Origin of the sequence: Sphingobacterium humi, assembly GCF_009768885.1 — a bacterium.
GTDB lineage: Bacteria > Bacteroidota > Bacteroidia > Sphingobacteriales > Sphingobacteriaceae > Sphingobacterium > Sphingobacterium humi.
On sequence record NZ_WSQA01000021.1, the window covers coordinates 1 to 26,232 of the forward strand.

General features: G+C 43.3%; 20 protein-coding genes and 1 tRNA gene. 13 read left to right on the forward strand and 8 right to left on the reverse strand.

Annotated features, from left to right (window positions below; translation table 11 throughout):
* Window positions 1–338: 338 nt before the first annotated feature.
* Window positions 339–412: transfer RNA gene (locus tag GQF63_RS18855), tRNA-Pro, on the reverse strand.
* A 296-nt stretch (window positions 413–708) separates the two neighbouring features.
* On the opposite strand from GQF63_RS18855, the gene rplS reads away from it, so the two are divergent.
* Window positions 709–1,056 carry a 50S ribosomal protein L19 gene (gene rplS / locus GQF63_RS18860; RefSeq protein ID WP_160370809.1) on the forward strand — a complete coding sequence of 116 codons (348 nt, stop codon included), beginning with the start codon at window positions 709–711 and terminating at the stop codon, window positions 1,054–1,056.
* Between the two features lie 79 nt (window positions 1,057–1,135).
* Here rplS and GQF63_RS18865 read toward each other — a convergent pair whose 3' ends face one another.
* A complete protein-coding gene (locus tag GQF63_RS18865; protein ID WP_160370810.1) occupies window positions 1,136–2,125 on the reverse strand; it encodes a potassium channel beta subunit family protein in 990 nt (329 codons plus the stop codon).
* A gap of 267 nt (window positions 2,126–2,392) precedes the next feature.
* On the opposite strand from GQF63_RS18865, the gene pyrG reads away from it, so the two are divergent.
* Entirely contained in the window at window positions 2,393–4,003 is a 1,611-nt protein-coding gene (gene pyrG, locus GQF63_RS18870) for a CTP synthase (RefSeq protein ID WP_160370811.1), read from the forward strand.
* 36 nt (window positions 4,004–4,039) lie between these two features.
* Window positions 4,040–5,863 carry a membrane protein insertase YidC gene (gene yidC / locus GQF63_RS18875; RefSeq protein ID WP_160370812.1) on the forward strand — a complete coding sequence of 608 codons (1,824 nt, stop codon included), beginning with the start codon at window positions 4,040–4,042 and terminating at the stop codon, window positions 5,861–5,863.
* A gap of 489 nt (window positions 5,864–6,352) precedes the next feature.
* On the opposite strand, the gene GQF63_RS18880 is transcribed toward yidC, so the two are convergent.
* Window positions 6,353–7,702: an acyl-CoA dehydrogenase family protein gene (locus tag GQF63_RS18880; RefSeq protein WP_160370813.1), complete on the reverse strand. Its 1,350-nt coding sequence runs from the start codon at window positions 7,700–7,702 to the stop codon at window positions 6,353–6,355.
* Between the two features lie 237 nt (window positions 7,703–7,939).
* Between GQF63_RS18880 and GQF63_RS18885 the strand changes: the two genes are divergently transcribed.
* The 4 genes from GQF63_RS18885 to GQF63_RS18900 all read left to right on the forward strand — a co-directional run bounded on the left by GQF63_RS18885 (window position 7,940) and on the right by GQF63_RS18900 (window position 10,554).
* On the forward strand, window positions 7,940–8,158 hold the full coding sequence (locus GQF63_RS18885; protein ID WP_160370814.1) for a PG1828 family lipoprotein: 219 nt from the start codon (window positions 7,940–7,942) through the stop codon (window positions 8,156–8,158).
* Between the two features lie 124 nt (window positions 8,159–8,282).
* Window positions 8,283–9,632 (forward strand): adenylosuccinate lyase, encoded by a 1,350-nt coding sequence (gene purB / locus GQF63_RS18890; RefSeq protein ID WP_160370815.1) that lies wholly within the window; start codon window positions 8,283–8,285, stop codon window positions 9,630–9,632.
* A gap of 75 nt (window positions 9,633–9,707) precedes the next feature.
* The gene (locus tag GQF63_RS18895; protein ID WP_160370816.1) at window positions 9,708–10,262 is read left to right on the forward strand and encodes a NifU family protein; all 555 of its coding nucleotides are present in this window, start codon (window positions 9,708–9,710) and stop codon (window positions 10,260–10,262) included.
* Between the two features lie 94 nt (window positions 10,263–10,356).
* A complete protein-coding gene (locus tag GQF63_RS18900) occupies window positions 10,357–10,554 on the forward strand; it encodes a hypothetical protein (RefSeq protein WP_160370817.1) in 198 nt (65 codons plus the stop codon).
* A gap of 379 nt (window positions 10,555–10,933) precedes the next feature.
* On the opposite strand, the gene GQF63_RS18905 is transcribed toward GQF63_RS18900, so the two are convergent.
* Both GQF63_RS18905 and GQF63_RS19910 read right to left on the reverse strand, forming a co-directional pair.
* A complete protein-coding gene (locus GQF63_RS18905; protein WP_212592657.1) occupies window positions 10,934–13,177 on the reverse strand; it encodes a Tex family protein in 2,244 nt (747 codons plus the stop codon).
* 71 nt (window positions 13,178–13,248) lie between these two features.
* A complete protein-coding gene (locus tag GQF63_RS19910; protein ID WP_160370819.1) occupies window positions 13,249–13,791 on the reverse strand; it encodes a Sec-independent protein translocase subunit TatA/TatB in 543 nt (180 codons plus the stop codon).
* A 542-nt stretch (window positions 13,792–14,333) separates the two neighbouring features.
* Here GQF63_RS19910 and GQF63_RS18915 point away from each other — a divergent pair.
* From GQF63_RS18915 to GQF63_RS18925, 3 genes are all read left to right on the forward strand, one after another.
* A complete protein-coding gene (locus GQF63_RS18915; protein WP_160370820.1) occupies window positions 14,334–15,071 on the forward strand; it encodes a hypothetical protein in 738 nt (245 codons plus the stop codon).
* 9 nt (window positions 15,072–15,080) lie between these two features.
* Window positions 15,081–16,154 (forward strand): hypothetical protein, encoded by a 1,074-nt coding sequence (locus GQF63_RS18920; protein WP_160370821.1) that lies wholly within the window; start codon window positions 15,081–15,083, stop codon window positions 16,152–16,154.
* A 116-nt stretch (window positions 16,155–16,270) separates the two neighbouring features.
* Window positions 16,271–17,623, forward strand: a complete 1,353-nt coding sequence (locus GQF63_RS18925) for an MATE family efflux transporter (RefSeq protein ID WP_160370822.1) — start codon at window positions 16,271–16,273, stop codon at window positions 17,621–17,623.
* Between the two features lie 148 nt (window positions 17,624–17,771).
* On the opposite strand, the gene GQF63_RS18930 is transcribed toward GQF63_RS18925, so the two are convergent.
* The 3 genes from GQF63_RS18930 to GQF63_RS18940 all read right to left on the reverse strand — a co-directional run bounded on the left by GQF63_RS18930 (window position 17,772) and on the right by GQF63_RS18940 (window position 23,200).
* Window positions 17,772–19,175, reverse strand: a complete 1,404-nt coding sequence (locus tag GQF63_RS18930; RefSeq protein ID WP_160370823.1) for a dihydrolipoamide acetyltransferase family protein — start codon at window positions 19,173–19,175, stop codon at window positions 17,772–17,774.
* Between the two features lie 108 nt (window positions 19,176–19,283).
* Window positions 19,284–20,534 (reverse strand): competence/damage-inducible protein A, encoded by a 1,251-nt coding sequence (locus GQF63_RS18935; protein ID WP_160370824.1) that lies wholly within the window; start codon window positions 20,532–20,534, stop codon window positions 19,284–19,286.
* A 20-nt stretch (window positions 20,535–20,554) separates the two neighbouring features.
* Window positions 20,555–23,200, reverse strand: coding sequence for a putative LPS assembly protein LptD (locus tag GQF63_RS18940; RefSeq protein WP_160370825.1), 2,646 nt, complete (start codon window positions 23,198–23,200; stop codon window positions 20,555–20,557).
* A gap of 189 nt (window positions 23,201–23,389) precedes the next feature.
* Between GQF63_RS18940 and GQF63_RS18945 the strand changes: the two genes are divergently transcribed.
* The 3 genes from GQF63_RS18945 to GQF63_RS18955 are packed head-to-tail and all read left to right on the forward strand — an operon-like array spanning window position 23,390 to window position 26,188.
* Window positions 23,390–24,271, forward strand: a complete 882-nt coding sequence (locus GQF63_RS18945) for an N-acetylmuramoyl-L-alanine amidase family protein (RefSeq protein WP_160370826.1) — start codon at window positions 23,390–23,392, stop codon at window positions 24,269–24,271.
* Between the two features lie 39 nt (window positions 24,272–24,310).
* The gene (locus GQF63_RS18950; RefSeq protein WP_246163616.1) at window positions 24,311–25,183 is read left to right on the forward strand and encodes an N-acetylmuramoyl-L-alanine amidase family protein; all 873 of its coding nucleotides are present in this window, start codon (window positions 24,311–24,313) and stop codon (window positions 25,181–25,183) included.
* Between the two features lie 57 nt (window positions 25,184–25,240).
* Window positions 25,241–26,188, forward strand: coding sequence for an MlaD family protein (locus GQF63_RS18955; protein WP_160370827.1), 948 nt, complete (start codon window positions 25,241–25,243; stop codon window positions 26,186–26,188).
* The last annotated feature ends 44 nt before the right edge of the window (window positions 26,189–26,232 follow it).

Sequence of the window (26,232 nt, forward strand, 5' to 3'; positions counted from 1 at the left end):
GTGCAGGTGATTGTCAACCTGATCTACTTCTAAAATCTCAAAGTATTCTAAAAGTCCTTCGGGCATCAATAAGGATAGTAATTTACGTTCGGCGTCTTGCAAGGGATTTCGGCTTTAAAGATGCTAAGCTAGGAAATTTTTACTATTCCCCCCAAGAATTCAGCTTGATCCGTTAAAGTACGAAGATAGCAACAAAAAAAAACTAAAAGGACAGCAAAGGTATTGGATAACGATACCTGAACACACATAATGAACCTGCTCGTCCATTAATCTTCGATTAAATTATTTCCCAAAAAGCCATAAATAGAAAAAGCCACTGAATCTCAGTGGCTTTTCTGTCGGGGTGGCAGGATTCGAACCTACGACCTCCACATCCCAAATGTGGCGCGATACCGGGCTACGCTACACCCCGAAAAGGTATCACCTTTGTTTTGTGTGGCACAAATATACGGCTAAAATCAATCTTGTCAAGAGTTTTTTTGTAATTTTTCCTAAACCCTTCATTTCATGGAAATTACAATCAAACAAACACCTATTAAAAAAAATATAAAATTCTATTTCAAAAAACCAATGGAAATATCTAATTTTGCACCCACCTCAAATTGAGGAAGATAAAATTTAAAAAAGTATTTTTTTATATCAGATAAAAGCTGTAATATTGCATTCCGATTTTTACAGGATATAAATCGTTTTTAATTACACAGAATCATGGATTTAGTAAAATTTGTAGAAGAACAAGCGGTAGTGAAAAATGAGATTCCCGCTTTCAAAGCTGGAGATACCATTAGCGTTCATTATAAAATTCGCGAAGGAAATAAAGAGCGTGTACAGGTATACCAGGGAGTGGTAATTCAATTAAACAGCGAAGGTGCTAACGCAACTTTTACCGTTCGTAAAATCTCTAACGGTGTAGGTGTTGAACGTATTTTCCCTGTAAACTCGCCTAACATCGAGAAAATTGACATTAACAGCGTAGGTAAAGTACGTCGTGCGAAATTATTCTATTTACGCGGACTTACTGGTAAAGCTGCTCGTATCAAATCGAAAAGAGTTTAATTACTATATTTCTTCGGAAAAGAAAAGGGCCTTACTTTATGTAAAGCCCTTTTTTTCGTACCCAGCCCTATCCACATCCTTAGTTTTGGATAACGACAGGTTTAGTACCCATTATCGTATCAATCTGCGCCTTCACCTCCTCGGTCATCAACGGCAACAGCTCCAATGCTTTTAAGTTCTCGGTCAATTGACTTTCTTTGGTCGCCCCTAAAATAGCCGTCGTCACATTCGGATTACTGATACACCAGGCAATACTCAAACAAGGCAGGCTCACGCCTAGCTCCTTGGCGAAATCACCAAGCGCACGAATGCGCGCCAATTTATCACTCACCACCGCTTTATCGCGCAACCATTCATAGCCTTCTAAAGACATGCGCGAGCCATCTGGTATACCTTCATTGTATTTCCCGGTCAAGATACCTGATGCCAAAGGGCTCCAAATGGTGGTACCCATACCCACGTTTCTAAAAATCGGCTCATAATCTACCTCCACCCGGCGGCGATTGAACAAATTATACTCCGGTTGCTCTACAGCCGGCCCTTCAAGTCCCATTTCCTTCGCGTGCATGTGCGCTTCCATAATTTCTGCGGCCGACCATTCCGAGGTTCCCCAATAAAAAATCTTCCCTTGCTGAATCAGCGTATTCATGGTGCGCACAACCTCTGCAATAGGCACATTGGGATCCGGACGGTGGCAATAATACAAGTCAAGGTACTCCACTTGCATACGCTGCAAAGCCTCGTGGCACGCCTCCATCAAATGTTTACGGCTAAGCCCATGCTGGTTAGGCTTCTTGTCGGCACCTTTCCAGCCAAAGTAGGCCTTACTGGACAGCACATAAGACGAACGATCCCAATTCACCTTGCGCAGCACACGCCCCATCATCTCCTCCGACAAACCCGCGGAATACACCTCCGCATTATCAAAGAAATTAACACCCGCATCATAAGCCTGCATCATCAAGCGTTCATTGGTATAATCATCGGTTTGTCGGGCAAAAGTTACCCAAGAGCCAAAGGAAAGCACGCTAAGTTGCAATCCCGATTTTCCCATTCTTCTATAGTCCATGTTCTATTATTTTTATTAAAGTTAATCCAATTCACGCAGAAATTCGAAACATCCTGCCAACAGTTTGAAATTTTTCCGTCCTTTTGAAAGCCAAAAAGCAGCTTGATTAGCCTCAACAAATTAATCTTCAAAGCAATCCATGCATTTTTGCGAAAGCATATTTTTTTGGAACGTATTGAATAATATTTTGTACCTTTGTATCCCGTACATAGAGCAGATGAGACGCCATAAAAAGAGCTCATCCTATATTAGAAATCCATTATTGCTATGACTAAATATATCTTTGTTACGGGCGGCGTAACTTCGTCGTTGGGGAAAGGAATTATTGCTGCTTCCCTTGCTAAACTTCTTCAGGCACGCGGTTTTAAAGTAACCATCCAAAAGTTTGACCCGTACATCAATATCGATCCAGGAACACTGAACCCATATGAACATGGCGAATGCTATGTGACAGAAGATGGGGCAGAAACCGACTTGGACTTAGGTCACTACGAACGTTTTCTGAACGTACCTACCTCGCAGGCAAATAACGTAACAACCGGCCGTATCTACAGCCATGTTATCGAGCAAGAGCGGGCAGGTGCCTACTTAGGAAAAACCGTTCAAGTAGTACCACACATTACCGATGAAATTAAACGTCGCATGTTAATGTTAGGACAAACCGGCAAATACGACATCGTCATTACCGAATTAGGTGGAACCGTGGGCGACATCGAGTCCTTACCATTTATTGAATCCGTGCGTCAGTTACGTTGGGAGTTGGGAAACAACGATTCCTTAGTAATTCACTTAACCTTAGTTCCTTACTTAGCAGCCGCAGGTGAACTAAAAACAAAACCTACACAACACTCGGTAAAAACCTTATTGGAATACGGTGTACAGCCGGATATTTTAGTTTGTAGAACCGAACACAAATTAAACAACGACATTCGCAAGAAGCTAGCCTTATTCTGCAATGTAAACATCAATGCGGTAGTCGAGTCTATTGACGCCCCTACCATCTATGATGTACCGTTGAATATGTTGAGAGAGCAATTGGATAAAACAGTCTTAGCAAAATTAAAACTTTCAACCAAGGCCGAACCCGATTTAGAAAACTGGAAAGCCTTCTTAGGCCGCCTAAAAAACCCAACCAACGAAGTAAACATAGGTTTGGTGGGTAAATATGTGGAATTGCCAGATGCGTATAAGTCCATTTCCGAAGCCTTCATTCATGCCGGTTCCAGCAATGAAACCAAAGTGAAGGTGCAATATATTGCTGCGGAAAGTGTAAACGATGAAAACGTAGCAGAGAAACTGAAAGGCTTAGACGGCGTATTAGTTGCTCCAGGCTTTGGCGAACGCGGATTAGATGGTAAACTAAGCACCATTAAATTCGTACGTGAGCATAAAATTCCATTCTTTGGTATCTGTTTAGGAATGCAATGTTCCGTAATCGAGTTTGGTAGAAACGTATTGGGCCTAAAAGGAGCCAATAGTTTTGAAATGGATGAAAACACCCCTCATCCGGTTATCAACTTGATGGAAGAGCAGAAAAACATCACCAACATGGGTGGTACCATGCGCTTAGGCGCCTACGATTGTGAAATTAAAAAGGGCACAAAAGCCTACGCAATCTACGGGAAAAGTAAAATTTCTGAAAGACATCGTCATCGTTACGAATTCAATAACGCCTACTTAAAAGACTATGAAAAGGCCGGTATGATTGCCTCAGGCGTGAATCCGGAGACCGGATTAGTTGAAATTGTAGAATTAAAAGATCACCCATTCTTCGTGGCTGGGCAATTTCACCCAGAATTAAAGTCAACAGTGGTAAATCCTCACCCACTTTTTGTTAGCTTTGTAGCCGCTTCGTTAGCACACAAAAAATCTAAGTAGTACTTTACCAAGCGACAATACAGTAAAAAATAAACAATGGATAGAAACAACCTATTAGGATTCATCTTAATCTTTGCCATTCTGGCGGGCTCCTTCTACCTCATGAAGCCTTCTCAGGATGAGATCAAAAAAGAACAACAGCTTCAAGACTCCTTAAAAAGAGTGAAAGACGGGGTAGTTTTGCCGACAGACAGCAGCAAAACCATCGCACAAGCAAGCCCTGTTGTTGATTCTGCAGCCTTAAAACAACCTTTCGGCGCAGCATCATTTGGCACAGAGCAGTTGATCAGCTTAGAAAACGAACGTATAGCCGTAAAAATCAGTACCAAAGGTGGACGCGTTAAAACCGTAGAACTAAAAGAAGAAACAAACTTCGACGGTTCTAAATTGGTGTTATTTGATGGCGACCAAAACCGTTTCGGATTAGAATTTAACATTCCCGGCAAAGCGGTTCAAACCAACGACCTATACTTCCAACCGCAAGGTGAAGGCTTTACCGTAGCGGGCAGCGATGCTAAATCGGTGACTTTACGCTTAAGCTATAGCCCTGAACAATATATCGATTATATCTACAGCTTAGCGGGAAATGACTATAACTTAAAATTAGACATCCGCACGGTAGGGTTAAACGACCTGATTGATGTGAAGAACAAAAGCTTATTGTTAGACTGGGAAACCAGCCTCTCGCAAAAAGAGCGTAACATTAAGTCGGAACGTGAGAAGTCGGCCATCTTCTACCGCGACACCGAAGGCAATGTAGATCACCTTTCGGAAACCAGCGACGAGAAAGAAACCGTGGAAGAGAAACTTTCTTGGATTGCCTACAAGCAACACTTCTTCTCGATTGTGTTAACCAGCAAAGAAGGCTTTAGCAACAGCAACCTGGCTTCAACGGTGGCTACACAAGATAGCTTGGTGAAGTTTTACCAAACCAAAGCAGAGTTAGCCTATACCGGACAAAAAGAAAACAACTATGGTTTTAGCTTTTTCTTCGGCCCTAACAAATACAAAACCCTAAAAGCAGAAGGAAACGACTTCAATAAAATCATCAATATGGGATGGGGACCAATGGGATGGATCAACAAATTCATCACCGTGCCGATCTTCGATTTCTTAGATGGTTTCAATATGAACTATGGTATCGTGATATTAATTTTAACCCTATTCTTAAAATTAATCATGTTCCCATTAACCTTCAAATCTTACCAATCGATGGCGAAAATGCGCGTGTTAAAACCGCAATTAGATGCCATTAAAGAGAAGGTAGGTGAAGACAATGCCATGCTATTGCAGCAGGAGCAAATGAAGCTTTACAAGCAAGCCGGTGTGAATCCACTGGGCGGATGTTTACCTTTATTATTGCAAATGCCATTTACCCTTGCCTTCTTCTTCTTCTTCCCGAACTTGTTCGAGCTGCGTGGAGAAAGCTTCCTATGGGTAAAAGACTTGTCGACATACGATGCGCCAATCACCTTCGCACCAATCTTCGGTGTAGATCACATTTCCTTTATGTGTATCTTGATGACCTTGACCACCCTGTTGACAACCTGGTATAACAACGCCACGTCAGGCGCAGCCAACAACCAGATGAAATACATCGGCTACATTATGCCATTGGTATTCTTCTTTGTGTTGAACAGCTTCCCTGCAGGTTTGAACTACTACTACTTCCTATCGGCGATCTTAACCTTCTTAACGCAATTTATCATCCGTCAATTTATTGATGATGACACCATCCTTGCGAAAATTGAAGAGAAGAAAAAACAACCGCAATCGGAAAAGAAAAACTCTTTCCAGAAGAAAATGGAAGAAATGATGCGTGCACAACAAGCTGCACAGCAGAATAAAAACAAAAACTAAGCAAGCCATACTTGTAAGAAAGAATAAGCAAGCCCGAGGGAAACCCCTCGGGCTTGTTTGCTATTGTTTGGAGAGGGTGGGTGATTTGCTATAGACTGCTTTGGTTTAACCCCATTGCTCTCCCCTTTCACTCCCCTTTCAAACCCGTATATAAGCCCTTTGCAAAGGGGAAGGTAAGGGGAGAGAAAAAGGTAATGAAAGCATGAAAAAAGCGCCTGAGTAGGCGCTTTTAAGAGCGATGTTATATCTAGTTACTTTAATATCAAGTAGTTTTCATTAGAAAACGACCAACGACATGCTTGATCAAGACACTTATAGTAAACATGTTATTCACATAATTGATTGCATTGACGTACCAGTCGTTCGTGGTTCGACTCCGCTCACCATGACAAAGCCATGACAAAGCCATGACAAAACGATGACAACACGTCTAAATACTAAATACTAACACCCCTACTCTCACATCTCAAATCTCATATCTCATATCTCCTACACAAACGCACTATACCCCGTTATGCTTCTTCCTACAATCAGGGAGTTAATTTCTTTGGTTCCTTCGTAGGAGTAGATGGCTTCGGCGTCGGCGAGGAAGCGGGCGACATTATATTCCAAAAGGATGCCGTTTCCGCCCATCACCTCGCGGGCGCGGGATACGATATCGCGGGTTCGTAAGGTACAGAATACCTTAGCGAGAGAAGCGTGTTCGTCTTTAAGTTTATCATCGTCTTGCAATTCCGAAAGGCGGAATACGAGGGTCTGCATGGCTGTGAGGTTGGATAGCATTTCCACCAGGTGATTCTGGATCAGCTGGAAGGAAGCGATGGGTTTTCCGAACTGCTCGCGTTGCAGGGTATATTCCAGAGCATTCTCATAGGCCCCACGAGCACAGCCTACGGCCATCCAGGCAACGCCGGCACGGGTCATTTGCAATACCTTGGCTGTATCTTTAAAGCTGTTGGCATTTGGCAAGCGATCCGCCTCCGGCACTTCACAGTTGGTTAGGGTAATTAAGCCGTTTTGAACAATGCGCAAGGCCATCTTTCCTTTTATTTTTTCGACGGCAAAGCCCGGGTTTTCCTTACGAACGATAAAGCCTTTCACCTGCTGATCGTCAAGGTCGCGCGCCCAGATAATAGTAATATCAGAAAAAGTAGAGTTACCGATCCATTTTTTCTGTCCGTTCAGCACCCACTTATCGCCTTCGCGTTTGCAGGTGGTCGTCAGTCCGCCGGCAGTTCCTGATCCTACCAAAGGTTCCGTAAGGCCAAAGGCCCCAATCTTCTTCAGCTGTTGCATGGCAGGCAGCCATTCCTGCTTTTGGGCATCCGAGCCACACATATAAATGGAGCCCATGGCCAAGCCGCTTTGCACGCCCAAGAAGGTAGCGATGGAAGGATCGATACGGCCGAATTCGCTGGCAATAATTCCATCCATTAAAGATGTTCCGCCGGCACAGCCATAGCCTTCATATACATAACCACATACATTCAGCTCGGCCAGCTTGGGAATAATTTCGAAGGGAAATTCATCGTGCAGCCAATAATTATTGACCAGGGGTTTTATTTCGGCCTCCAAAAAGGCGCGTACTTTCATTTGCAGGGCCCGATCTTCGGGGGAAAGCTTGGCAGAAACGTCATAAAAATCGGCATTAATAGCTGGGGGATCCTTTTTTTTCTTGCTGCCGGTCAGCATTTTCATTGCCATTTTCAGCTGATTTTCGTCCATTTTTGATACAGCGCCTAAAACTTCCGCTAAATCTACTTTTTTTGAAATCTTCTCCAATTGCGCCATATCCACTGATTTAATGAGCTTTAGGATGTTCTTTATCTTATCTAACATAGTCTTCGTTTAAGAATTTAACAGAAATATAATAAAAAATGTTTTTTATTGTTGCAAATCAACAAAACAGTAGTATATTTGCGCTGCTCAAAGCAAATAACTAAAATTAAACAACTGAAACACAGGAGGTTTAATAAAAATTTAAAATAAAGTTATTTTTTGGGTTACCTTTTATAGGTTACGGGTATTAAAGATTAAATAAACAAATTTGTTTCAACTAAATAGAAAATTAAAAAAATGAAAAATTTATTCAAATTCGGATTCTTAGGATTAGCTTTAACTGTAGCAGTTGCATCTTGTAACAACGCTGAAACTAAAACTGAAGCTGCTGCTGACTCTACTGCTGCTGCTATCGATTCTACTACTGAGAACATCGCTGATTCATTAGAAAACGTTGCTGATTCAGTACGTGCAACTGGTGATTCTATCGCTGATTCTTTGAAAAACGTTCAATAATCCGAACTTCATTAAAAAATACATCAAGAGCCCGTTTTAGAAACGGGCTTTTGTTGTTTTATGACCCTGGGTTTGCGACAGGGCATTGAATTTCTTATTTTTGCCTCACTAAAGATTATACAGCATGACATTATCATCCTTAACGGCCGTAACCCCTATTGACGGTAGATACTACAATAGCACGAAAGATTTAGCGAATTACTTCTCCGAGTTTGCCCTGATAAAATACCGAGTATTGGTTGAAGTGGAATACTTTATCGCTCTATCGGAATCGGGAATTCAGCAATTGGCCCATTTTGATGGTAGCTTGAACGATAAATTACGCGCGATCTACCGCAACTTTAGCGAAGCAGATGCCCAATGGATAAAAGATACCGAGAAAGTAACCAACCACGATGTAAAAGCCGTGGAATACTTCTTAAAGAATGAATTTGAAAAATTAGGACTAACCGATTCCTTGGAATTTATCCACTTCGGTTTAACCTCTCAAGATATTAACAATACCGCCATTCCATTATCGTGGAAAGAGGCCTTAACCAACGTATATACGCCTGCAATTCAAGAATTAGTGGGCGAATTAACCAACCTGTCCAACGAATGGAAAGAGGTACCGATGCTGGCGCGCACGCACGGGCAACCGGCTTCTCCAACCAAATTGGGCAAGGAATTCAAAGTGTTTATCGAGCGTATCGAAAAACAATTGGAGCTCTTGGCGCAAGTGCCTTTCTCGGCGAAGTTTGGCGGAGCAACAGGAAACTTCAACGCCCACCATGTGGCCTACCCGAGCAACGACTGGGTAGCCTTTGGCAATAAGTTTGTGAATGAGCAATTGGGCTTAAGCCGCTCTCAAACGACCACGCAAATTGAGCATTACGATAATTTTGCAGCAAGCTGCGATGCCTTAAAACGCATCAACAACATTATTATTGACCTTTGTCGTGATATTTGGACTTATATTTCCATGGATTACTTTAAGCAGAAAATTACGGCCGGCCAAATTGGTTCCTCGGCCATGCCGCATAAGGTAAATCCGATTGATTTTGAAAATGCAGAAGGAAACCTAGGCTTAGCCAATGCTGTATTCGAGCATTTAGCCGCCAAGTTACCAATCTCGCGTTTACAACGCGACTTAACCGACTCGACGGTATTGCGTAATATTGGCGTGCCTATGGCGCATACCCTCATCGCCATCAAATCCACCCTTCGCGGATTACGTAAATTGATATTAAACGAATCAGCCTTCCAGGAGGACTTGGAAAACAACTGGGCGGTGGTGGCCGAAGCCATTCAAACCATCCTACGTCGTGAGGGCTATCCGAAGCCGTATGAGGCTTTAAAAGACCTTACCCGTACGAATACCCAAGTGACCCAAGAAACCATTGCAGTGTTTGTGGATCAGCTGAATGTATCGGATGAAATCAAGCAGGAGATCAAGGCCATTTCGCCAAGCAATTACACCGGCGTTCCATTATAAGCTTTTACGCAGTAATGACGCGTCAATAGGGATAAAGATTTATATTTGTGCAATAATTTAGACTGATTTTAACATATGGCAACAATTAACGTATATACCGAAAGCACACCAAACCCAGCAACGATGAAGTTCTTGGTGAACAAGCTTTTGATAAATGGCAGCTTAGATTATCCAGACCGTGAGAAAGCGCAGGAGTCTGCCTTTGCAAGAGAGCTTTTCAAGTTCAACTTTGTGAACGGCGTTTTCTTTGCGAGTAATTTCGTTACGGTAACTAAGACAGATGATGCAGCATGGTCTGACATCGAGCCTTTATTGAAAGAGTTTGTAAAAGGCGCTGTAGAATCTGAGCTTGCGGTAAAACCAGAAGAACACTCGGAAGATGTGGTATTTGAAGGCTCCGATGTGGAAGTTAAAATCCAACAAGTATTACACGACTATGTGCGCCCTGCCGTAGAACAAGACGGAGGTGCTATTGCCTACAAATCCTTTGACAAAGGCACAGTAACCGTAGAATTAAGAGGTTCTTGCTCGGGTTGTCCATCTTCTACCATTACGTTGAAAGCAGGTATTGAAGGCCTATTGAAACGCATGGTTCCCGAAGTGGAAGAAGTAGTGGCTGAAGCCATGTAAGCAATCAAAAAAATAATAGATAAACCCGACCTCGTTGTCGGGTTTTTTATTAGTGCATATTTTTTGCTATATTTCAGCAAACCAACAAATTACCATGAGCAAAAAATCAATAGCATTTATCATCACGGTAGCCAGTATCTTCTTTTTGGTTGCCTTTTTATTCAATAAAATCATTGGATTCGGATACGCTTGGTACACTATCTTGATTGCCGGCCTTGTATTAGGGCTTATTCTGAACTTCTTTCAAACGGCCAAGAGCAATAAAAAACCAAGAAACCGCTTTAAAAAATAAAGCCTTTATTCCCAGATTGCCCTAAAAAACAAAATTCAGGAAAAAGAAGAAAACCCGGCTCAACCCGGCCCTTTCTTCCCTTCCCTGAATGTTTCTCTATTTTAGTAATTATCCTAGTATCAATAAGCAGCACAAATAGCCCTAAATACCCAAAGGTCTAAAACTAAATACCTAAAGGTCTAAAACTAAATACGCAATACTAAGTACTCAATCTAACTACTCAGACCAAGGTCTAAATACTTAATACTAAATACTCAAACTATGGTCTAACTACTAAATACTCAATACTAAATACTAAATACTTAATACTAAATACTCAAACTATGGTCTAACTACTAAATACTCAATACTAAGTACTAGGACGAAGTACTCAGACAACCTACCTCCCAAACTTACTCGCCAATGCAGCCAATTTGCTGGCCATATCGGTTTCCGGCTGGCGCGTATCACGTGTATCGCGCGTTTCGCGTTTTTCACTGCGCTTACGTGGTCCCTTCTCTTCGGTTTTCATGGTTAAGCTAATGCGGTTTCTTTTTTCGTCAACTTCCGTCACGGTCACCATGACCTGCTGTTGCACTTTCACCACCTCATGCGGATCGCTTACAAAATGGTTGGCCAATTGACTTAAGTGTACTAAGCCATCTTGATGCACGCCGATATCGACAAAGGCACCAAAGTTGGTGATGTTGGTGACAATCCCTGGCAACTTCATGCCAACACGAAGGTCGGACACACTGTTGACCCCTTCGGTGAAGGAGAAGGCTTCGAACTGCTCCCGCGGATCGAGTCCTGGTTTCGCTAACTCGAGTAAAATATCGTTTAAGGTCGGCAAACCCACCTCATCAGTCATGTATTTCTTTAAATCGATACGCTTGCGTAGCTGTTCATCCTTCATTAATTCCGGGATGGAAACAGACAGGTCTTTGGCCATCTGCTCTACCAAGGCGTAGCGCTCCGGGTGTACCCCCGATGCATCGAGTGGATGCTCGGCATGGCGGATACGTAAGAATCCTGCCGCTTGTTCGAAGGCCTTTTCGCCCAACCGAGGTACCTTCTTCAACTCACGGCGCGATTTAAAAGGCCCGTTTTCCTTGCGGTAGTTCACAATTTGTTGCGCCAGGGATGGCCCTAATCCGGAAATATAGGCTAAGATTTGCTTGGAAGCTGTATTAAGCTCCACGCCCACCGCATTCACACAGGACATCACGGTATCATCTAAGGCCGATTGCAATTTCGTTTGATCGACATCGTGCTGGTATTGACCAACGCCAATGGATTTGGGATCGATTTTCACCAATTCAGCGAGTGGATCCATTAACCGACGGCCGATGGAAACTGCCCCACGAACGGTAACATCCTGGTCTGGGAATTCCTCACGTGCCGTTTCTGAGGCTGAATAAATGGACGCCCCACTCTCATTCACCATCACAATAAGGACATTAGAAAGCTTCATCTTGCGGACGAAGTCTTCTGTTTCGCGACCCGCCGTTCCGTTACCAATGGCAATGGCTTCAACATCATGCTTCGCAATTAGGTGTTTAATGGTCTTTTCTGCCTCCAAGGAAGCGTTTGCCCCATTATGCGGATATACTGCTGTATTTTCTAAAAGATTGCCCTGCGCGTCTAATACAACGGTTTTACAGCCGGTACGGAATCCAGGATCTAAGGCTAATAGTCTTTTCTGCCCAAGCGGAGCCGCCAATAACAATTGCCGCACATTGTCAGCAAATACTTTAATGGCTTCCTCATCGGCCTTCTGACGTGTTAACACACGGATTTCTGTTTCCATCGATGGCTTCAACAAACGCTTATAACCATCCATTACCGCTAATTCTACTTGTTTAGAAGCCTCATTATTGCCCTTCACAAATTGCTTTGCAATAGCCGGCAATACATCCTCTTCCTGCACATCGATATCCAGGTACAGCAATTCTTCTTTTTCGCCACGGCGCATGGCCAATACCCGATGCGAAGGCGCATCTTTTAGGGATTCTGACCATTCGTAGTAATCTTTAAACTTCAAAGCAGCTTCCTCTTTGCCCGGTACCACGCGCGATACAAATTGCCCTTTGTTTAAAAAGGTTTTACGTGTATTCGCACGTACATCAGCATCTTCAGCAATTTGCTCGGCAATAATATCACGAGCGCCAGCTAAGGCTTCCTCTACAGTTTGCACGCCCTTTTCGGCATCGATATAGGCTTCCGCTGATGCAGCAAGATCCGTTTGGTTTTGTAACAAGATCAGCTCGGCTAGAGGTGCTAATCCTTTTTCACGGGCTACTGACGCGCGAGTTTTACGCTTCGGCTTGTATGGAAGGTAAATATCCTCCAAAATGGCCATGGTTTCGGCCGCTAACACCTGCTGTTCTAATTCAGGCGTTAATTTCCCTTGATCGTTGATGGACTTCAATACAGCCTCTTTGCGTTTATCTAAATCGCGAAGCTGCTGTACCCTATCACGAATAGCGGTAATCTGTACTTCATCTAAGCTTCCGGTCATTTCCTTTCTGTAACGAGAAATAAATGGAACGGTTGCTCCCTCATCCAATAACGCAAGGGTTGTTCGCACCTGTTTTTCAGTTAGCGACAGCTCCTGCGAAACGATAATTTCGTGTGATGTCATCATAAAATTCAAAATAAAAAATAAAGCTGTTGAAGGAGTTCAACAGCTCTGACATATATTAAACTAATTTTTTAGGCATTTTTAGTATCGTCCTCTTTCGTAGGCTGTGCATCTGGGGATGGAGTTCCCTCTTCTGTCGCCTCATTAGCTTGCGCTGCTGGACTTTCTTCTTGTTCATTGTTTGCAAAATGATCGTTATAGCCATAGCTGTAATAATCATCTTGAGTTGGGGTCTGATAAGGCTGGTGCTCGTAGGTTCCAGCAGGCGCAGTAAATTGCGGTGCTTTCTTCTCTTTGGCAGCAAGCTCCTGATCGCCATCTTCTGTGGTTTGAGTATCCTCCTGCTCGGTGCTAACAGGGGTATCTTGTTGGGCATAGCTTGTTTCCGGTTCTTTCTCGATATCGGTTTTGATATCATCGATTTCCTTCTCGAAGTTATTGATCTGATCTGAAATCTCTCTCTTTATCCCTTCCGAAGCATCTTTAAACTCCCGAATCCCTCTTCCTAATCCTCTCGCAAGTTCCGGCAATTTCTTACCGCCGAATAGCAACAAGGCCACCAATATAATCAACATCATCTCCTGGGTGCCTATGTTCAAAAACGCTAAATTCATCTCTATTTTTAATTTTTATGGAAAGCTAAGTTAAGTCTATTATTCTTTTTGGTCAATATTTTCCTGTAATTATTTCGAAACAAAATCTGGGGGCATTGGATCTTGTTATCGTACTTAAGATGAAATGTTTGCAAGAGCGTTCATCTTAATTCGACATTAATCGATAGGTAAAAACAGCGATCGGAAAAGAAATAAAAGCGGCTTAATTAAAATTCAATTTATTGATACCCCTGATTAATGTAAGGTTATATCTACCGATTCGCATTTTGCTCAGGTGAATTGGAAATGGCGAATGCAACTAAGGGCATATTGGCGCAATTATTGTTAATCTATTACAGGTGAAGCGATTTCACCATCGGTAATTCTTCCCGTTTTGCGAATCAAGCGCAGGCAGTATGGCCGTGGACCCGCTTGACCAAAGATCAACAATCTTTAACTCAGCAAGAAAAATTAGCCAAGGTTATCATTAACCGTTACGATTAAAAATATAGCGTTATACTATCCGTTTAGGTATTTATAGACATGTAAAGTAATTTAATTAAATGCAGAACAAAACTTCAACCTCGACTCTACTTGCTTCCTTTTTCCTGATCCCTCTTTTCCTCCTTGTTGGCTGTGGCGGTAATTTCAACTGGGATAAGGACGTTGCCAACATTACTGGAAAGAACCTGGAGAAATGGCTTCGAAAAGCACCATTTACCAATGAGCTTAGCCAAAAAGATAAAATCACCAATATCACATCGCTCTTTCCGTTTTTAGGGCAATATTATCAGGGTCAAGGCAGAATAGTGCCTTTACACAGCAGCCACCTAGATACCGTGGTATATAAACAAGAAACCGTTATCTATCAAGATCCAGCTTGGGGCGAGCTTTTCTTGCACGCCATGCTGCTGCACAAAAAGGACGAAGTTTTCTTGAACAACTTCTATTCAGAATCTGGGAATCCCTTTTTCGAAGAAAATGCCATGGAGATCTTTCATGTAGCCAATCTGTACGAAACCAAGGTTGCCAGTAAGAACAATCGTTATAAAACAGCCATCTACTGGGCAGGAACGGGTAATAGAAGTTATTTGTTGGGCTTCTACCAACAAGGTCAGCTTGTGATGGAGGCTACAATTCCCCTAGTAGACTCCGATACAACGAGAGTGTTAAATAAATTAAAAGAAGTTAATAAAGAATTGAATTTGAATATTCCAGAATGGGAACAGGCTAATCCTGCCGACTTAAGAGAAAGTGGAACCGTGGGAACCTTCTGGAAAACTGACCTTCCACCTTATTAAACCATCGCCGTGAACATCCTAAAGAACATCAACATCCGTCCATTTGCTATCCTGTTGCTTTCCCTTGCATCCCTAACCCTAGGCTGCAAGAAAGATAAGGACAGCCCCACAGAAAGAAACAGCAAGGTATATGTGGCAGGTATTTCGAATGCAGGCCCGAATGAAACTTGGACTGCCAGCATTTGGGAAAATGGGCAGGTAAAACAACTGACTGACGGTTCTAAAAATGAATATGCACAGGCCATTTATGTGGCTAATAATTCGGTGTATGCAGCCGGCCGGCAAGACTTGGGTACCGTAAATTCTTTTCAAGGAAAGATGTGGAAGGATGGCGTAGAATCGTTGTTAGATAATTCCGGCCACTTATCTGAGGCCTATGATATGGTGGTTTCAGGCACCGATGTGTATATCGCCGGTAGAAAACGCATCAATGATATGATGATTGCCTGCATTTGGAAAAATGGCGTTCCGCAAGTACTGTCGGATGGGAAAACGGATGCGTTTATCTTTTCCATCTTTGTACATGGGAAGGATGTATATGCCACTGGAGCGGCCAGAGCAACTAAGGATAAAAACAGCTTGCTGATACCTAAAGTATGGAAAAACGGCGTTGCACAAACGCTGGAAGCCACAAAGAGTGCCGTGGGCAATGCAATTTTTGTAGCCAATAACGACGTATATGTGGCAGGCTCCGAGGATGCTGAGCAGGATTTAAACAGCCCGAGGATATGGAAAAATGGAAAACTAACCACCTTCACCGATGGATTAAAAAGAGGCCGTTTAGATGGAATTGCTGTATATAACAATGATGTATATGCCGTAGGAGCGGTAAATATAAACCAGCGCCCTTCGGCCGTCCTATTGAAAAATAATACACTAACCGAGCTAACAGATGGCAGCATGGAAGCTGCGGCAAAAGATATTGCGATATATGATGGCGATGTGTATGTCGTTGGATTCCAAAGTTCCGGACAAAACAACATTAAAGGAAAATTGTGGATCAATGGCGAAGCATCGGATCTGAATGGCCCTCATGCCAACTCCCAAAGTAATGCATATGCTATTTTTGTAACCTCGAAGTAAGCAGGTAGCAAGGCCTATGCATTAGCTATTTACTTTTCGAAACAAATTCTTAATAAGGGGCTGCTGTTTTAGAAGATAAGTCTTCGTACCTTTGCTGTCTTATTATTTTAGCACGCATGTTTCGAAAATACAAAGCCGATAAGATTTATTACTTAAGTAGCATGGCCCTAGCAGGCCCTGTGGTGATTTCCCAATTAGGACATACCCTGGTACAAACTGCCGACACCATTATTGTAGGGCAATTTGCCGGCACTATTTCCTTAGCCGCCGTTTCCTTGGTGCACTCGGTATTTATGGTGGTCTTGGTTATCGGATTGGGGATAGCCTACGGTTTAACGCCCTTAATTGCCCAAGAAAACGGAAGATCCAATTATCAGGAATGTGCTAAATTGCTTTCGAACAGCTTCTGGTTGAATCTTATTTCGGGAATCCTACTCTTTCTACTCGTGTACTTCGGATCCATGTATACCATGCAACATGCTGATCAAGATCCGCGTGTAGTTGAAACCGCCAAACCTTATTTGCTTATTTTAAGCTTATCCATTCTGCCCCTGATGTTGTTCAATACCTTCAAGCAGTTTGCCGAAGGGTTAGGATTTACTAAACAAGCGATGAACATTACCATCTGGGGAAACGTCTTAAACGTGGTATTGGCCATTATTTTAGTGAAAGGTATGTTCGGCATCAAGCCTATGGGCGTAAGTGGTGTGGGGATTGCCACCTTGATCGATCGTATCCTAATGATGCTGGTGATGGCTTGGTATGTTTTAAAATCAAGCAATTTTAAACGGTATATATCGCATTTCTCCATTCGCTTTATCGATACAGAACGGTTAAAAAAGATTCTACGTATTGGTGCTCCGGTTGCTATGCAATATGTTTTTGAGATTGGTGCCTTTGCCGGTGCAGCATTGATTGCCGGAAAGATCGGCGCCCTGGAACAGGCAGCTCACCAAACGGCGATAACCCTTGCCGCCATGACCTACATGATGGCCAGCGGGATTGCTTCCGCAGCAACCATTAAGGTAGGAAATAGCTTCGGCAACAAGAACTACTTCCGCTTGGAAAAGTTTGCTACGGTATCCTATCACCTGGTTTTGCTATTCATGATAATCTGCGCGATTATCTTCGCTGTATTCAACCAGTACTTACCGGTCCTGATCTCGAAAGATACCGCCGTAATTGCGCTAGCAGCACACTTATTGATTATTGCCGGCATGTTCCAATTATTTGATGGAACGCAAGTAGTAGGATTGGGTATCCTGCGCGGCATGGGCGATGTTAATATCCCAACCCTGATTACCTTCTTTGCCTATTGGGTAGTCGGACTACCAACTGCTTATTACCTGGGAGTCAAAACCAGCATCGGCGTGCAGGGTATATGGTATGGTTTAACGCTAGGTCTCTTAACATCTTCTATCCTGTTGTTCTTTAGGTATAGACATATTAAAAAGAAATATCAGATTTGATTTTAGACTGGAGATGTGAGATGTGAGATATGAGAGCGAAGTGTGTCAATTTCGTCCGCTCTGTCATCGTGAGCTGTGTCATCCTGAGCGATGATAAAATGATGACAAAGCGGGTTGTAGCTCTCACATCTCATATCTCATATCTAATTTACACAACCCTTTCCGCGTCCCAGTTCTCTAGGTAATCGGCTACGCGTCGGATAAAGGATCCTCCTAGGGCGCCATCGATAACACGATGGTCATAAGACATAGAGATATACATCATATGGCGGATAGCAATTACATCGCCATGTTCTGTTTCCAATACAGCAGGTTTCTTTTTGATGGTTCCTACAGCTAATATTGCAGCCTGTGGCTGATTGATAATCGGCATTCCGAAGATATTGCCGAAAGCTCCAATATTGGTAAAGGTGAAAGTGCCACCTTGGGTATCGTCTGGTTTAAGCTTGTTGGCTCTTGATCGAACAGCAAGGTCATTTACAGCACGGCTGATGCCTACTAAGCTCAACTGATCTACATTCTTAATCACAGGAACAATGAGGTTTCCGGAAGGAAGAGCTGCGGCCATGCCCACATTGATATTCTTTTTGCGGATGATGTTATAACCATCTACAGATACATTTACCATGGGAAAGTCTTTGATGGCTTTTCCAATCGCTTCGATAATCAAAGGGGTGAATGTGATATTCTCACCTTCGCGTTTCTTATAGCTGTCTTTAACCTTATTACGCCAGTTTACTAGATTGGTAACATCGGCTTCTACAACAGAGAATACGTGGGGAGAGGTTTGCACACTATGTACCATATGGTCGGCAATTAAGCGACGCATGCGATCCATTTCGATGATCTCCTCGTTGCCAGTGCTGCTTAGCACCTGCGCAGGACTGCTTGCTGGCTTACTCGGTTGACTAGCTGCTACCGGAGTACTTGCCACTGGTTCTTTTACTGCACTAGGCTCTGATTTAGCTACTGAGCCTTTACGATCTTGGATATAGTTGAGCACATCTTCTTTGGTCACACGGCCTTCAGCTCCTGTTCCCACAATAGCGTCTAACTCTTTTTGGCTGATACCTTCGTGTTGTGCAATATTTCTTACTAGGGGCGAATAGAAACGGATGCCCTGATGAATAGGCTCCGTGGCTTCTGCCTTTTCGCTATACTGAGCCGTGGCCACCTGATCTAATCCAGGAATTTGCTCTTCTTCTACTTCTTCTGTTTGGAAATCAACTTCCACAGGTTGGGCTTCTTGGGCAGGTTCTGCCGGGCTTTCCGGCGCTGCAGTTGCAGCAGTTTCTTCCGCTTCGCCCTCGCCTTCTATTTCAATTAGGGCAATCACCTCGCCTACCTGAACCACTTGGTTTTCATCGAACAATCGCTCCTTTAATATCCCTGATACAGGCGAAGGAACTTCTGAATCCACTTTATCGGTTGCAATTTCTACTACCGCATCATCTTCATTGATTGGGTCGCCTACTTGTTTCAACCAATTGGTTAAAGTCGCTTCAGACACGCTTTCCCCCATCTTTGGAAGCAAAAGTTTATATATAGCCATCTATTTAAATTTCGATTGAATGAAATACTAAGTTAATTATTATTGATCACCTATCAAGGAAACAAAATTAAATATTTTGCAAGCAAAAATATTGAAAATATTATTTTGTTAAAAACCTTTTTCTTTTTGAAATAGGTTCCAAAGCATAAGTAAGGCCTGAGTGCTTGTGCGTTCGATATTTATGAGGCGATCTTGATGAAACTGAAAACGTTTTGTAATCGTCTCATTTTTACCTGCAATAGCCACCCATACGGTTCCAACAGGCTTCTCTGGACTTCCGCCACCCGGGCCAGCAATGCCACTCGTAGCGATGGCATAAGTTGCGCCCAAAACCTGCTGCGCTCCTTGCGCCATCTGGATAACCGTTTCTTCACTCACTGCGCCATGGTTTACTAGCGTCTCCTCAGCTACACCGAGCACCTGCATTTTCGCAGAATTTGCATAAGCGACCACAGCACCTTGGAACATCTGGCTAGCACCTGCTATTTCCGTAATCAGCCGCGCGATATTGCCACCCGTACAGCTTTCTGCCGTCGCTAAGGTTACTTGATCTTCGCTAAATGCACGAATAATAACTTCCTCGAAGCTCAGGTCTTCCCTTGCTACCACTGCAGGACCAATACGCTCGATAAGCTGTTGTGTATGCTGCTCCACCTCCTCCTCCAGATGCGCTAAGTCTGTACCGGAGGCCGACACCCGCAGGCGTACCATCCCTATTTTCGGTAGGTAGGCCAAGTGCAGATGCGCTGGAAAGGCATTCTCAATATCGGCAATCTGCTCCGCCAGATGCGACTCCCCTATCCCAACAGTCAGGATATAGCGGATGGCAATCTTTGCTAAACTCGGATAAGCTTTCAGTTTGGGAATAACCCGATGACTCATCAGGTTTTTCATCTCGAAGGGAACTCCCGGCAGAAAGACATAGATCTTGCCTTCATGGGCTACCCACATCCCTGGGGCGGTGCCCCAATCGTTAAACAGCACTTCCCCGTTCGCCAGTACATCGGCCTGCCCCATGTTGATATCGGGCATCGTTCGGTTGAACTTCGCGAAAATACCGCGTACATGCTCCAAAACCTCCTCATTACGAACCAGGCTGGTTTGGAAATAGGCAGCAGCAGTATGCTTGGTCACATCGTCTTTGGTAGGTCCTAAGCCACCGGTACAGATGATTAAGTCAGCACGCTGAGCTGCTGTTTGCAAGGCTTCCAGGATATGTTCTTGGCGATCAGAAATAGAGGTAATTTGTTCGATTTGAATCTGCAGGGGCAATAATGCTTGCGCTATCCAAGCCGAGTTGCTGTCGACAATCTGTCCGAGCAGGATTTCATCACCAATGGTAATTATTTCTGCTTTCATGGCAATTTGGTTTATTGTTTTTAATAGGTAAAGTGACTAGTACGCTTGGTCAGCTTCAAGTCTTGTAAGATGGAAGCCTTCGCCCTGATCGTCACGTTAAAGCTCTTATAGCGTCCAAATGGCACCCATCCGACCGACATATCCCAACAGTGCAGGTCGCGATAAATATTAATCTGCGACATACTAGACTCCATGCGCACAAAGTCAAATCCGGTATTGAACTGTACTTTCCATTTTGGCGTCACATTGAAATCACCATGTAGGTTCACCGTACTGGTGATATTCGGTTTCATCTCCCGCCGTTCCGTATCGAAGATGGATGAATAGTTAAAGCTAAAGGATCCGGATAAGTTCCAAGGGATATTAAAATCAACGAAAGCATTCGGATCTGTACTGATTCTCGCTAAGGCTTGTGCCTGCTCATCCGTCATGTTCGGCATGCTATTTTTCAGGGAGTCGATGTTATTGTTACGGCTTTTTGAGGCGTTCGGATTAAAGCTATAATCGAAGGAAAGACCGAAGTTCGTCAATCTGGCAAGCTTACCATCTTTCACCATATAGCGGTCTATGCGTTGTCCTGAAAACTTATCATAGCTATACGGATCGAATGTACCGTTAAAGTTGATATTCACTTTCTGATCGAAGAGGGCGGTACGTCCGGAGAAACTAATTGGAGATAGTTTCATCGAATCGGCAACCGCATTGTAGTTTCCGGAGAAGGATAAACCCTGGAGAATCGGGATCTTCTTAATACCCGTTCCGGTTGTATCCTTATCATCCCTAATCTTAGCCTCCAAGGTATTATCTACGGAGAAGCCAATACCGAAGGATCGGCCTTGAGATGGAGAACCGTAAATACCATTTTCAAAGATGGAATAACGACTGTATGCCCCATTATGATCCACAAAATCGCGGTAATAACCGTATCGCGGTGCAGCGAAATCAGGACGGTAATTCACATTGATGGAAGGGGTCATCACATGGCGCATCGCCTGGATCTTGCCGATTGGTTTATTGAAATTTCCATACACCTTGGTTGATAATCCGGAAGATACTGAATAATCATAAGCGCGTTTAAAGCCCTGCACTGTATCTCTCACCGTGCTGTAACCATTGATTTCATTCAGCAATCGCTTCTCTACCGATTGCAAATACCAACGTTCGGTATAATTCATCGAGGTATTGAATTGAAAATATTTCAACACGTTCAAACTCAAACTCACCGGGATATTATGTTGGAAACCATTGGTAAATTGATTCAGGAAATTCCCATTAAATAAAATGGTGTCCTTGGTCGATACGAAGTTTCTACCTTGCATGCTATACCCTACGGTAATGCGCTGATACCACTTCTGCTCGCCTACACGATCTTTGGAATCAAAAGGATTGAACGTAGAAACGTTCAAGCTGAACTGGGGCAATTCCAACGATACATCGCCCGTTGCTAAGTTCTGATCGTGGCGTAAGCTAGACGTAAAGTTCACTTTACCATCAGCGAACACTTTTCCATAGGAAATGGAAGAGTTCATCCGGTTATTGGTCAGCTGATTATAATCATAGGAACCATTTGCTGCTGTATTTCTAAAATAAGAACTGGTACCGAAGTTAACCGAGGCTGTGAAGGAAGTTCCCGGATTGGCTTCCTGGCGTTGGGTATGGTTCCAAGTAATATTAAAGTCTTTATTTCTACCGTAGTTTTCTGTCCCTTCAATCCCCGTAATGGTAGAACCATAGCGCAGGGCGAAGTTACCGTTGAATTTATAATTCACGATATATTGCGTCCGCATACTTGCTTCCCAGGAACCTTTTGAATATAAGTTACCCCGAAACTCCGTATCCCAATAATCGTTAAAGGTTAAATACCAGCCCAAGTCACGCATCGAGAAGCCACGAGCTGCATCCTCCCCGAAAGAAGGAAATAGGAATCCGGAGCTTTTCTTATCCTGTTTAGGAAAGAATCCAAATGGAATGGCCAGAAACTTTAAGGGAATATTTTCTACCACCAAATAAGATGGTCCTGCGATAATCTGTTTTTGCGTAATTACCCCTTTAGAAATATGGATACCAAAGTGGGTATGGGGGTATGGCAAGTTACAGGTACTGTATAAACCCGAATACAGCGAAGTTTCATCGTAAATATTCTTACGAACCTCTCTTGCCTGAATAAAAGCCCCGTCAACCTCCGTCAACACGCCAAAGGTTTTAGGAATCTGACTTTTGTAATTATACAACAAGGAATCCACCGCGATAGGTGCTTCCCCCGGCATCACCACCACGGGTCGGCCTACGTATTTATTGTTATGATCGATGACCCCGGAAGCGAAGAGCACATTGGTATTTCTATCCAAACGAATATAGTCGGCAGCAAGTTCAAAGCCCTGGTATTTCACCTTCGCGCCTTTAAACAAATGCAATATATTCTTACTTACTTCGTTCCAAGAAGAGTCGTTGGCTACAATACTTACGGTTGTTTCCAAGCCGCTACTATCTTTCATCACGACAGTATCTTGGCCTGTAACATCTCGGAAGTTATTTTTGGAAGTATCTTGAAGAAGAAGCGTGCTATCTTGCGCCTTTTCTGTGGTATCTGCGTTCAGTGCACGGGTTTTCAGCGTAGTTTCCTCTTGTGCCCGCACAAAAGACACCCCTACTAAAAGAAACAACATGCTCAGGAAAAAACAACTTAAAGCCTTCAAAATGAATTATGAATGTTATTTTTGTGCTAATTTTAAACTCTTGTTGGCAAAAATAGTCAAAAATCCTATACTAAGACGAGGATTTCAATAAAGTTAATCATATTTAACAATTTGACGGTTTAAATAGTGTTGACGGGATATTATAAATTGAAAACAGGGATGAATCTGAAGAAATCTACCAAGCTTATTTTATCGATTATCGGTATTGCGGCCCCCGCATTCTTAATTGCGAATTTCTCGGGCTACGATAAATCCAGCACGGCAGCAAAAGAGGTTGCCAGCAACAAATCCTTTAAGATGGTCGTTATCGATCCAGGGCATGGGGGCAGTTTGCCGGGTGCCCAAGGGCGTATTACCGCCGAGAAGGATATCGTATTGCAAGTTTCCAAAAAATTAAAAATAGCCTTAGAAAAGGAGCTACCTGGTGTAAAGGCCTTATTAACCCGAGATACCGACGTGGATGTACCTTTCCACGAGCGTTCCAACATTGCCAACCGCAACCATGCCGATCTGTTTATTTCCATCCACTGCAATTCTGCAGACTCCGACCAACGGATCCGTGGGAAAAACGGCCGTTACACAACACGAGTGGTGCGTAGACCCGATGTAAGCGGTACGGAAACCTTTGTTTGTGGTTATAACCGATTGCAGCGTGGCGAGTCGGATGTGGCCATGCGCGAGAATGCCGACATCCTGATGGAGGATAATTACCAAGAAAACTATGGCGGATTCGACCCCAAAGATCCTTCCTCCTACATTGTCTTTTCCTTAATGAAAAGAACATATAGAGAAAAAAGCATTAAATTTGCAAGCTATATTCAACAAGAATATGTAAACAAAGGGCGTGGGAACCGTGGTGTCCAAGAGCTTTCGCTGGCCGTATTGGCCTTCGCAAGTATGCCTGCTGTATTAACGGAAATAGGTTTCATTTCGAACCCTGATGAAGAGAAGTACATGGTATCGGATGCCGGACAAGAGGAGATTGTAAATAATCTTGTGGACGCTATAAAACGTTATAAAACAGCCCAAGAAGCCCTATAACAACGTAGCACATTAACAATAAATAAGGAATACTAGATTTTGAACAGGTTCATTGAGAAGAAAGACAGCTTAAGCAGCGGCATACGATTGATTCTATGCCTCGCCGTATTAGCATTAGCAAGTTTTAAACCAGCCGATGATCAAGGTGGAAACAGCGGAAAAGGAAAAATAAAAACAATAGTTATCGACCCTGGCCATGGCGGCCATGACTCCGGAGCGGTGGGGCGCCAGTCCAAAGAAAAAGATATCGCTTTGCAAGTATCCTTAAAACTAGGCAAGCGTATTGAAAAGGAACTTCCCGGCGTTAAGGTAGTCTATACCCGTACCACTGATGTTTACCCCAAGTTATACGAGCGCCCCGCGCTGGCCAATAAGCATCATGCCGATCTGTTTATCTCCATCCACTGCAACTCTGGCGGTGCCAGTTCACGTCGCGTGAAGAACAGCCGTGGCCGTTATGTTACCCAGCGGGTATTAAACACCTCGGCCAAAGGAACAGAAACCTTGGTACTTGGTTTTAGCAGAACCGGCGATCAAGATGTGGCCATCCGCGAGAACGCATCCATCCTTTTAGAGGATAACTACGAACAAAACTATGGAGGATTCGACCCCAAAGATCCTTCTTCTTATATTGTCTTTTCCTTAATGAAACGTCAGTTCCGCGAGCAGAGCATTAAACTTGCTGCCTATATGCAAGATCAGTTTGCCGCTTCCAGCCGGGTAGACCGCGGTGTGAAAGAGCAATCTCTGGCTGTATTAGCCACTGCCGGCATGCCTGCCGTACTTACGGAAATAGGCTTTATCTCCAATCCTGACGAGGAACGCTTTATGATGTCGGCAGCTGGCCAGGAGTCCATTGTGACCGACTTATTTAATGCGATAAATACCTATAGAAAAAACGTAGAAAGATAAACTTTTTAGTAAATTGGTGGTTAATTAATAGGTAGTAAAAACTTAATAAGGAATATTTTGAAGATATCGAACGAAACCAAGGTAGGCGCATTAACCAGTATTGCCATTGCTATTCTATTTATAGGTTATAGTTTTCTAAAAGGCAATAACGTATTTAGCAGCGAAAACACGTTTTATACCGAATATGATAATGTAGATGGATTGGCCGTATCTAAGCCCGTTTTAGTGAGCGGCTTTCAAATTGGCCGGGTTTCCAAGCTCACCCTACAGCCAAACGGCAAAATCCGCACAGAATTTAAAATCAACAACGATTATGATATCCCTTCCAACACGGTAGCACGCATTGTGAGTGCCGACCTTTTAGGAAGCAAGGCCATTGTTTTTGAATTGGGAAACAGCACCACCATGGCGCGCAGCGGCGACCCTTTATTGTCGGATGTGCAAGCCAACCTGATGGAAAAAGTGGAACCCCTGCAAAAGAAAATCGAAAACCTAGTCGAGAAATTAGACTCGGTATTATCCGGGGTAAACTCCGTATTGGATGATGGCTTCCAACGCGATTTCAAAAGCTCGGTACATAGTATCTCGGTATCCTTGAAGAACCTGGAGAAAATTACCAGCGATGTAGACGGTTTAATGGGCTCCGAGAAAAACAGATTAGCCAATATCATGGCCAACCTTGAATCCATTACCAACAACTTTAAAAACAACAACGAGAAGATCAATAAGATTCTTGCCAACCTAGACAACCTGTCGGATGACCTGTCTAAGACCGAAATCAAAGCAACGGTTGATAATGCCAACCAAGCCATGATGGACGTACGTGCCATTACCGACAAGATCAATAAAGGCGAAGGCTCCATCGGTCTCTTGATCCATGACGAGAAGCTGTACCATAACCTGAACAACGCTTCCCAGAACCTGGATGAATTGATGAAAGACTTAAAAACGAATCCTGGAAAATACCTGAAGATTTCCATATTCGGGAAGAAGGATACCAAATAACGGTATGATGGATACCAAATAAGGAAAACAATAAAGCCCGACTC

What these genes read in the sequence shown, in the direction of transcription:
- rplS (WP_160370809.1), top strand. Translation starts at nt 709, where the DNA reads ATGGATTTAGTAAAATTTGTAGAAGAACAAGCGGTAGTGAAAAATGAG.
- GQF63_RS18865 (WP_160370810.1), bottom strand. Translation starts at nt 2,125, where the DNA reads ATGGACTATAGAAGAATGGGAAAATCGGGATTGCAACTTAGCGTGCTT.
- pyrG (WP_160370811.1), top strand. Translation starts at nt 2,393, where the DNA reads ATGACTAAATATATCTTTGTTACGGGCGGCGTAACTTCGTCGTTGGGG.
- yidC (WP_160370812.1), top strand. Translation starts at nt 4,040, where the DNA reads ATGGATAGAAACAACCTATTAGGATTCATCTTAATCTTTGCCATTCTG.
- GQF63_RS18880 (WP_160370813.1), bottom strand. Translation starts at nt 7,702, where the DNA reads ATGTTAGATAAGATAAAGAACATCCTAAAGCTCATTAAATCAGTGGAT.
- GQF63_RS18885 (WP_160370814.1), top strand. Translation starts at nt 7,940, where the DNA reads ATGAAAAATTTATTCAAATTCGGATTCTTAGGATTAGCTTTAACTGTA.
- purB (WP_160370815.1), top strand. Translation starts at nt 8,283, where the DNA reads ATGACATTATCATCCTTAACGGCCGTAACCCCTATTGACGGTAGATAC.
- GQF63_RS18895 (WP_160370816.1), top strand. Translation starts at nt 9,708, where the DNA reads ATGGCAACAATTAACGTATATACCGAAAGCACACCAAACCCAGCAACG.
- GQF63_RS18900 (WP_160370817.1), top strand. Translation starts at nt 10,357, where the DNA reads ATGAGCAAAAAATCAATAGCATTTATCATCACGGTAGCCAGTATCTTC.
- GQF63_RS18905 (WP_212592657.1), bottom strand. Translation starts at nt 13,177, where the DNA reads ATGACATCACACGAAATTATCGTTTCGCAGGAGCTGTCGCTAACTGAA.
- GQF63_RS19910 (WP_160370819.1), bottom strand. Translation starts at nt 13,791, where the DNA reads ATGAATTTAGCGTTTTTGAACATAGGCACCCAGGAGATGATGTTGATT.
- GQF63_RS18915 (WP_160370820.1), top strand. Translation starts at nt 14,334, where the DNA reads ATGCAGAACAAAACTTCAACCTCGACTCTACTTGCTTCCTTTTTCCTG.
- GQF63_RS18925 (WP_160370822.1), top strand. Translation starts at nt 16,271, where the DNA reads ATGTTTCGAAAATACAAAGCCGATAAGATTTATTACTTAAGTAGCATG.
- GQF63_RS18930 (WP_160370823.1), bottom strand. Translation starts at nt 19,175, where the DNA reads ATGGCTATATATAAACTTTTGCTTCCAAAGATGGGGGAAAGCGTGTCT.
- GQF63_RS18935 (WP_160370824.1), bottom strand. Translation starts at nt 20,534, where the DNA reads ATGAAAGCAGAAATAATTACCATTGGTGATGAAATCCTGCTCGGACAG.
- GQF63_RS18940 (WP_160370825.1), bottom strand. Translation starts at nt 23,200, where the DNA reads ATGTTGTTTCTTTTAGTAGGGGTGTCTTTTGTGCGGGCACAAGAGGAA.
- GQF63_RS18945 (WP_160370826.1), top strand. Translation starts at nt 23,390, where the DNA reads ATGAATCTGAAGAAATCTACCAAGCTTATTTTATCGATTATCGGTATT.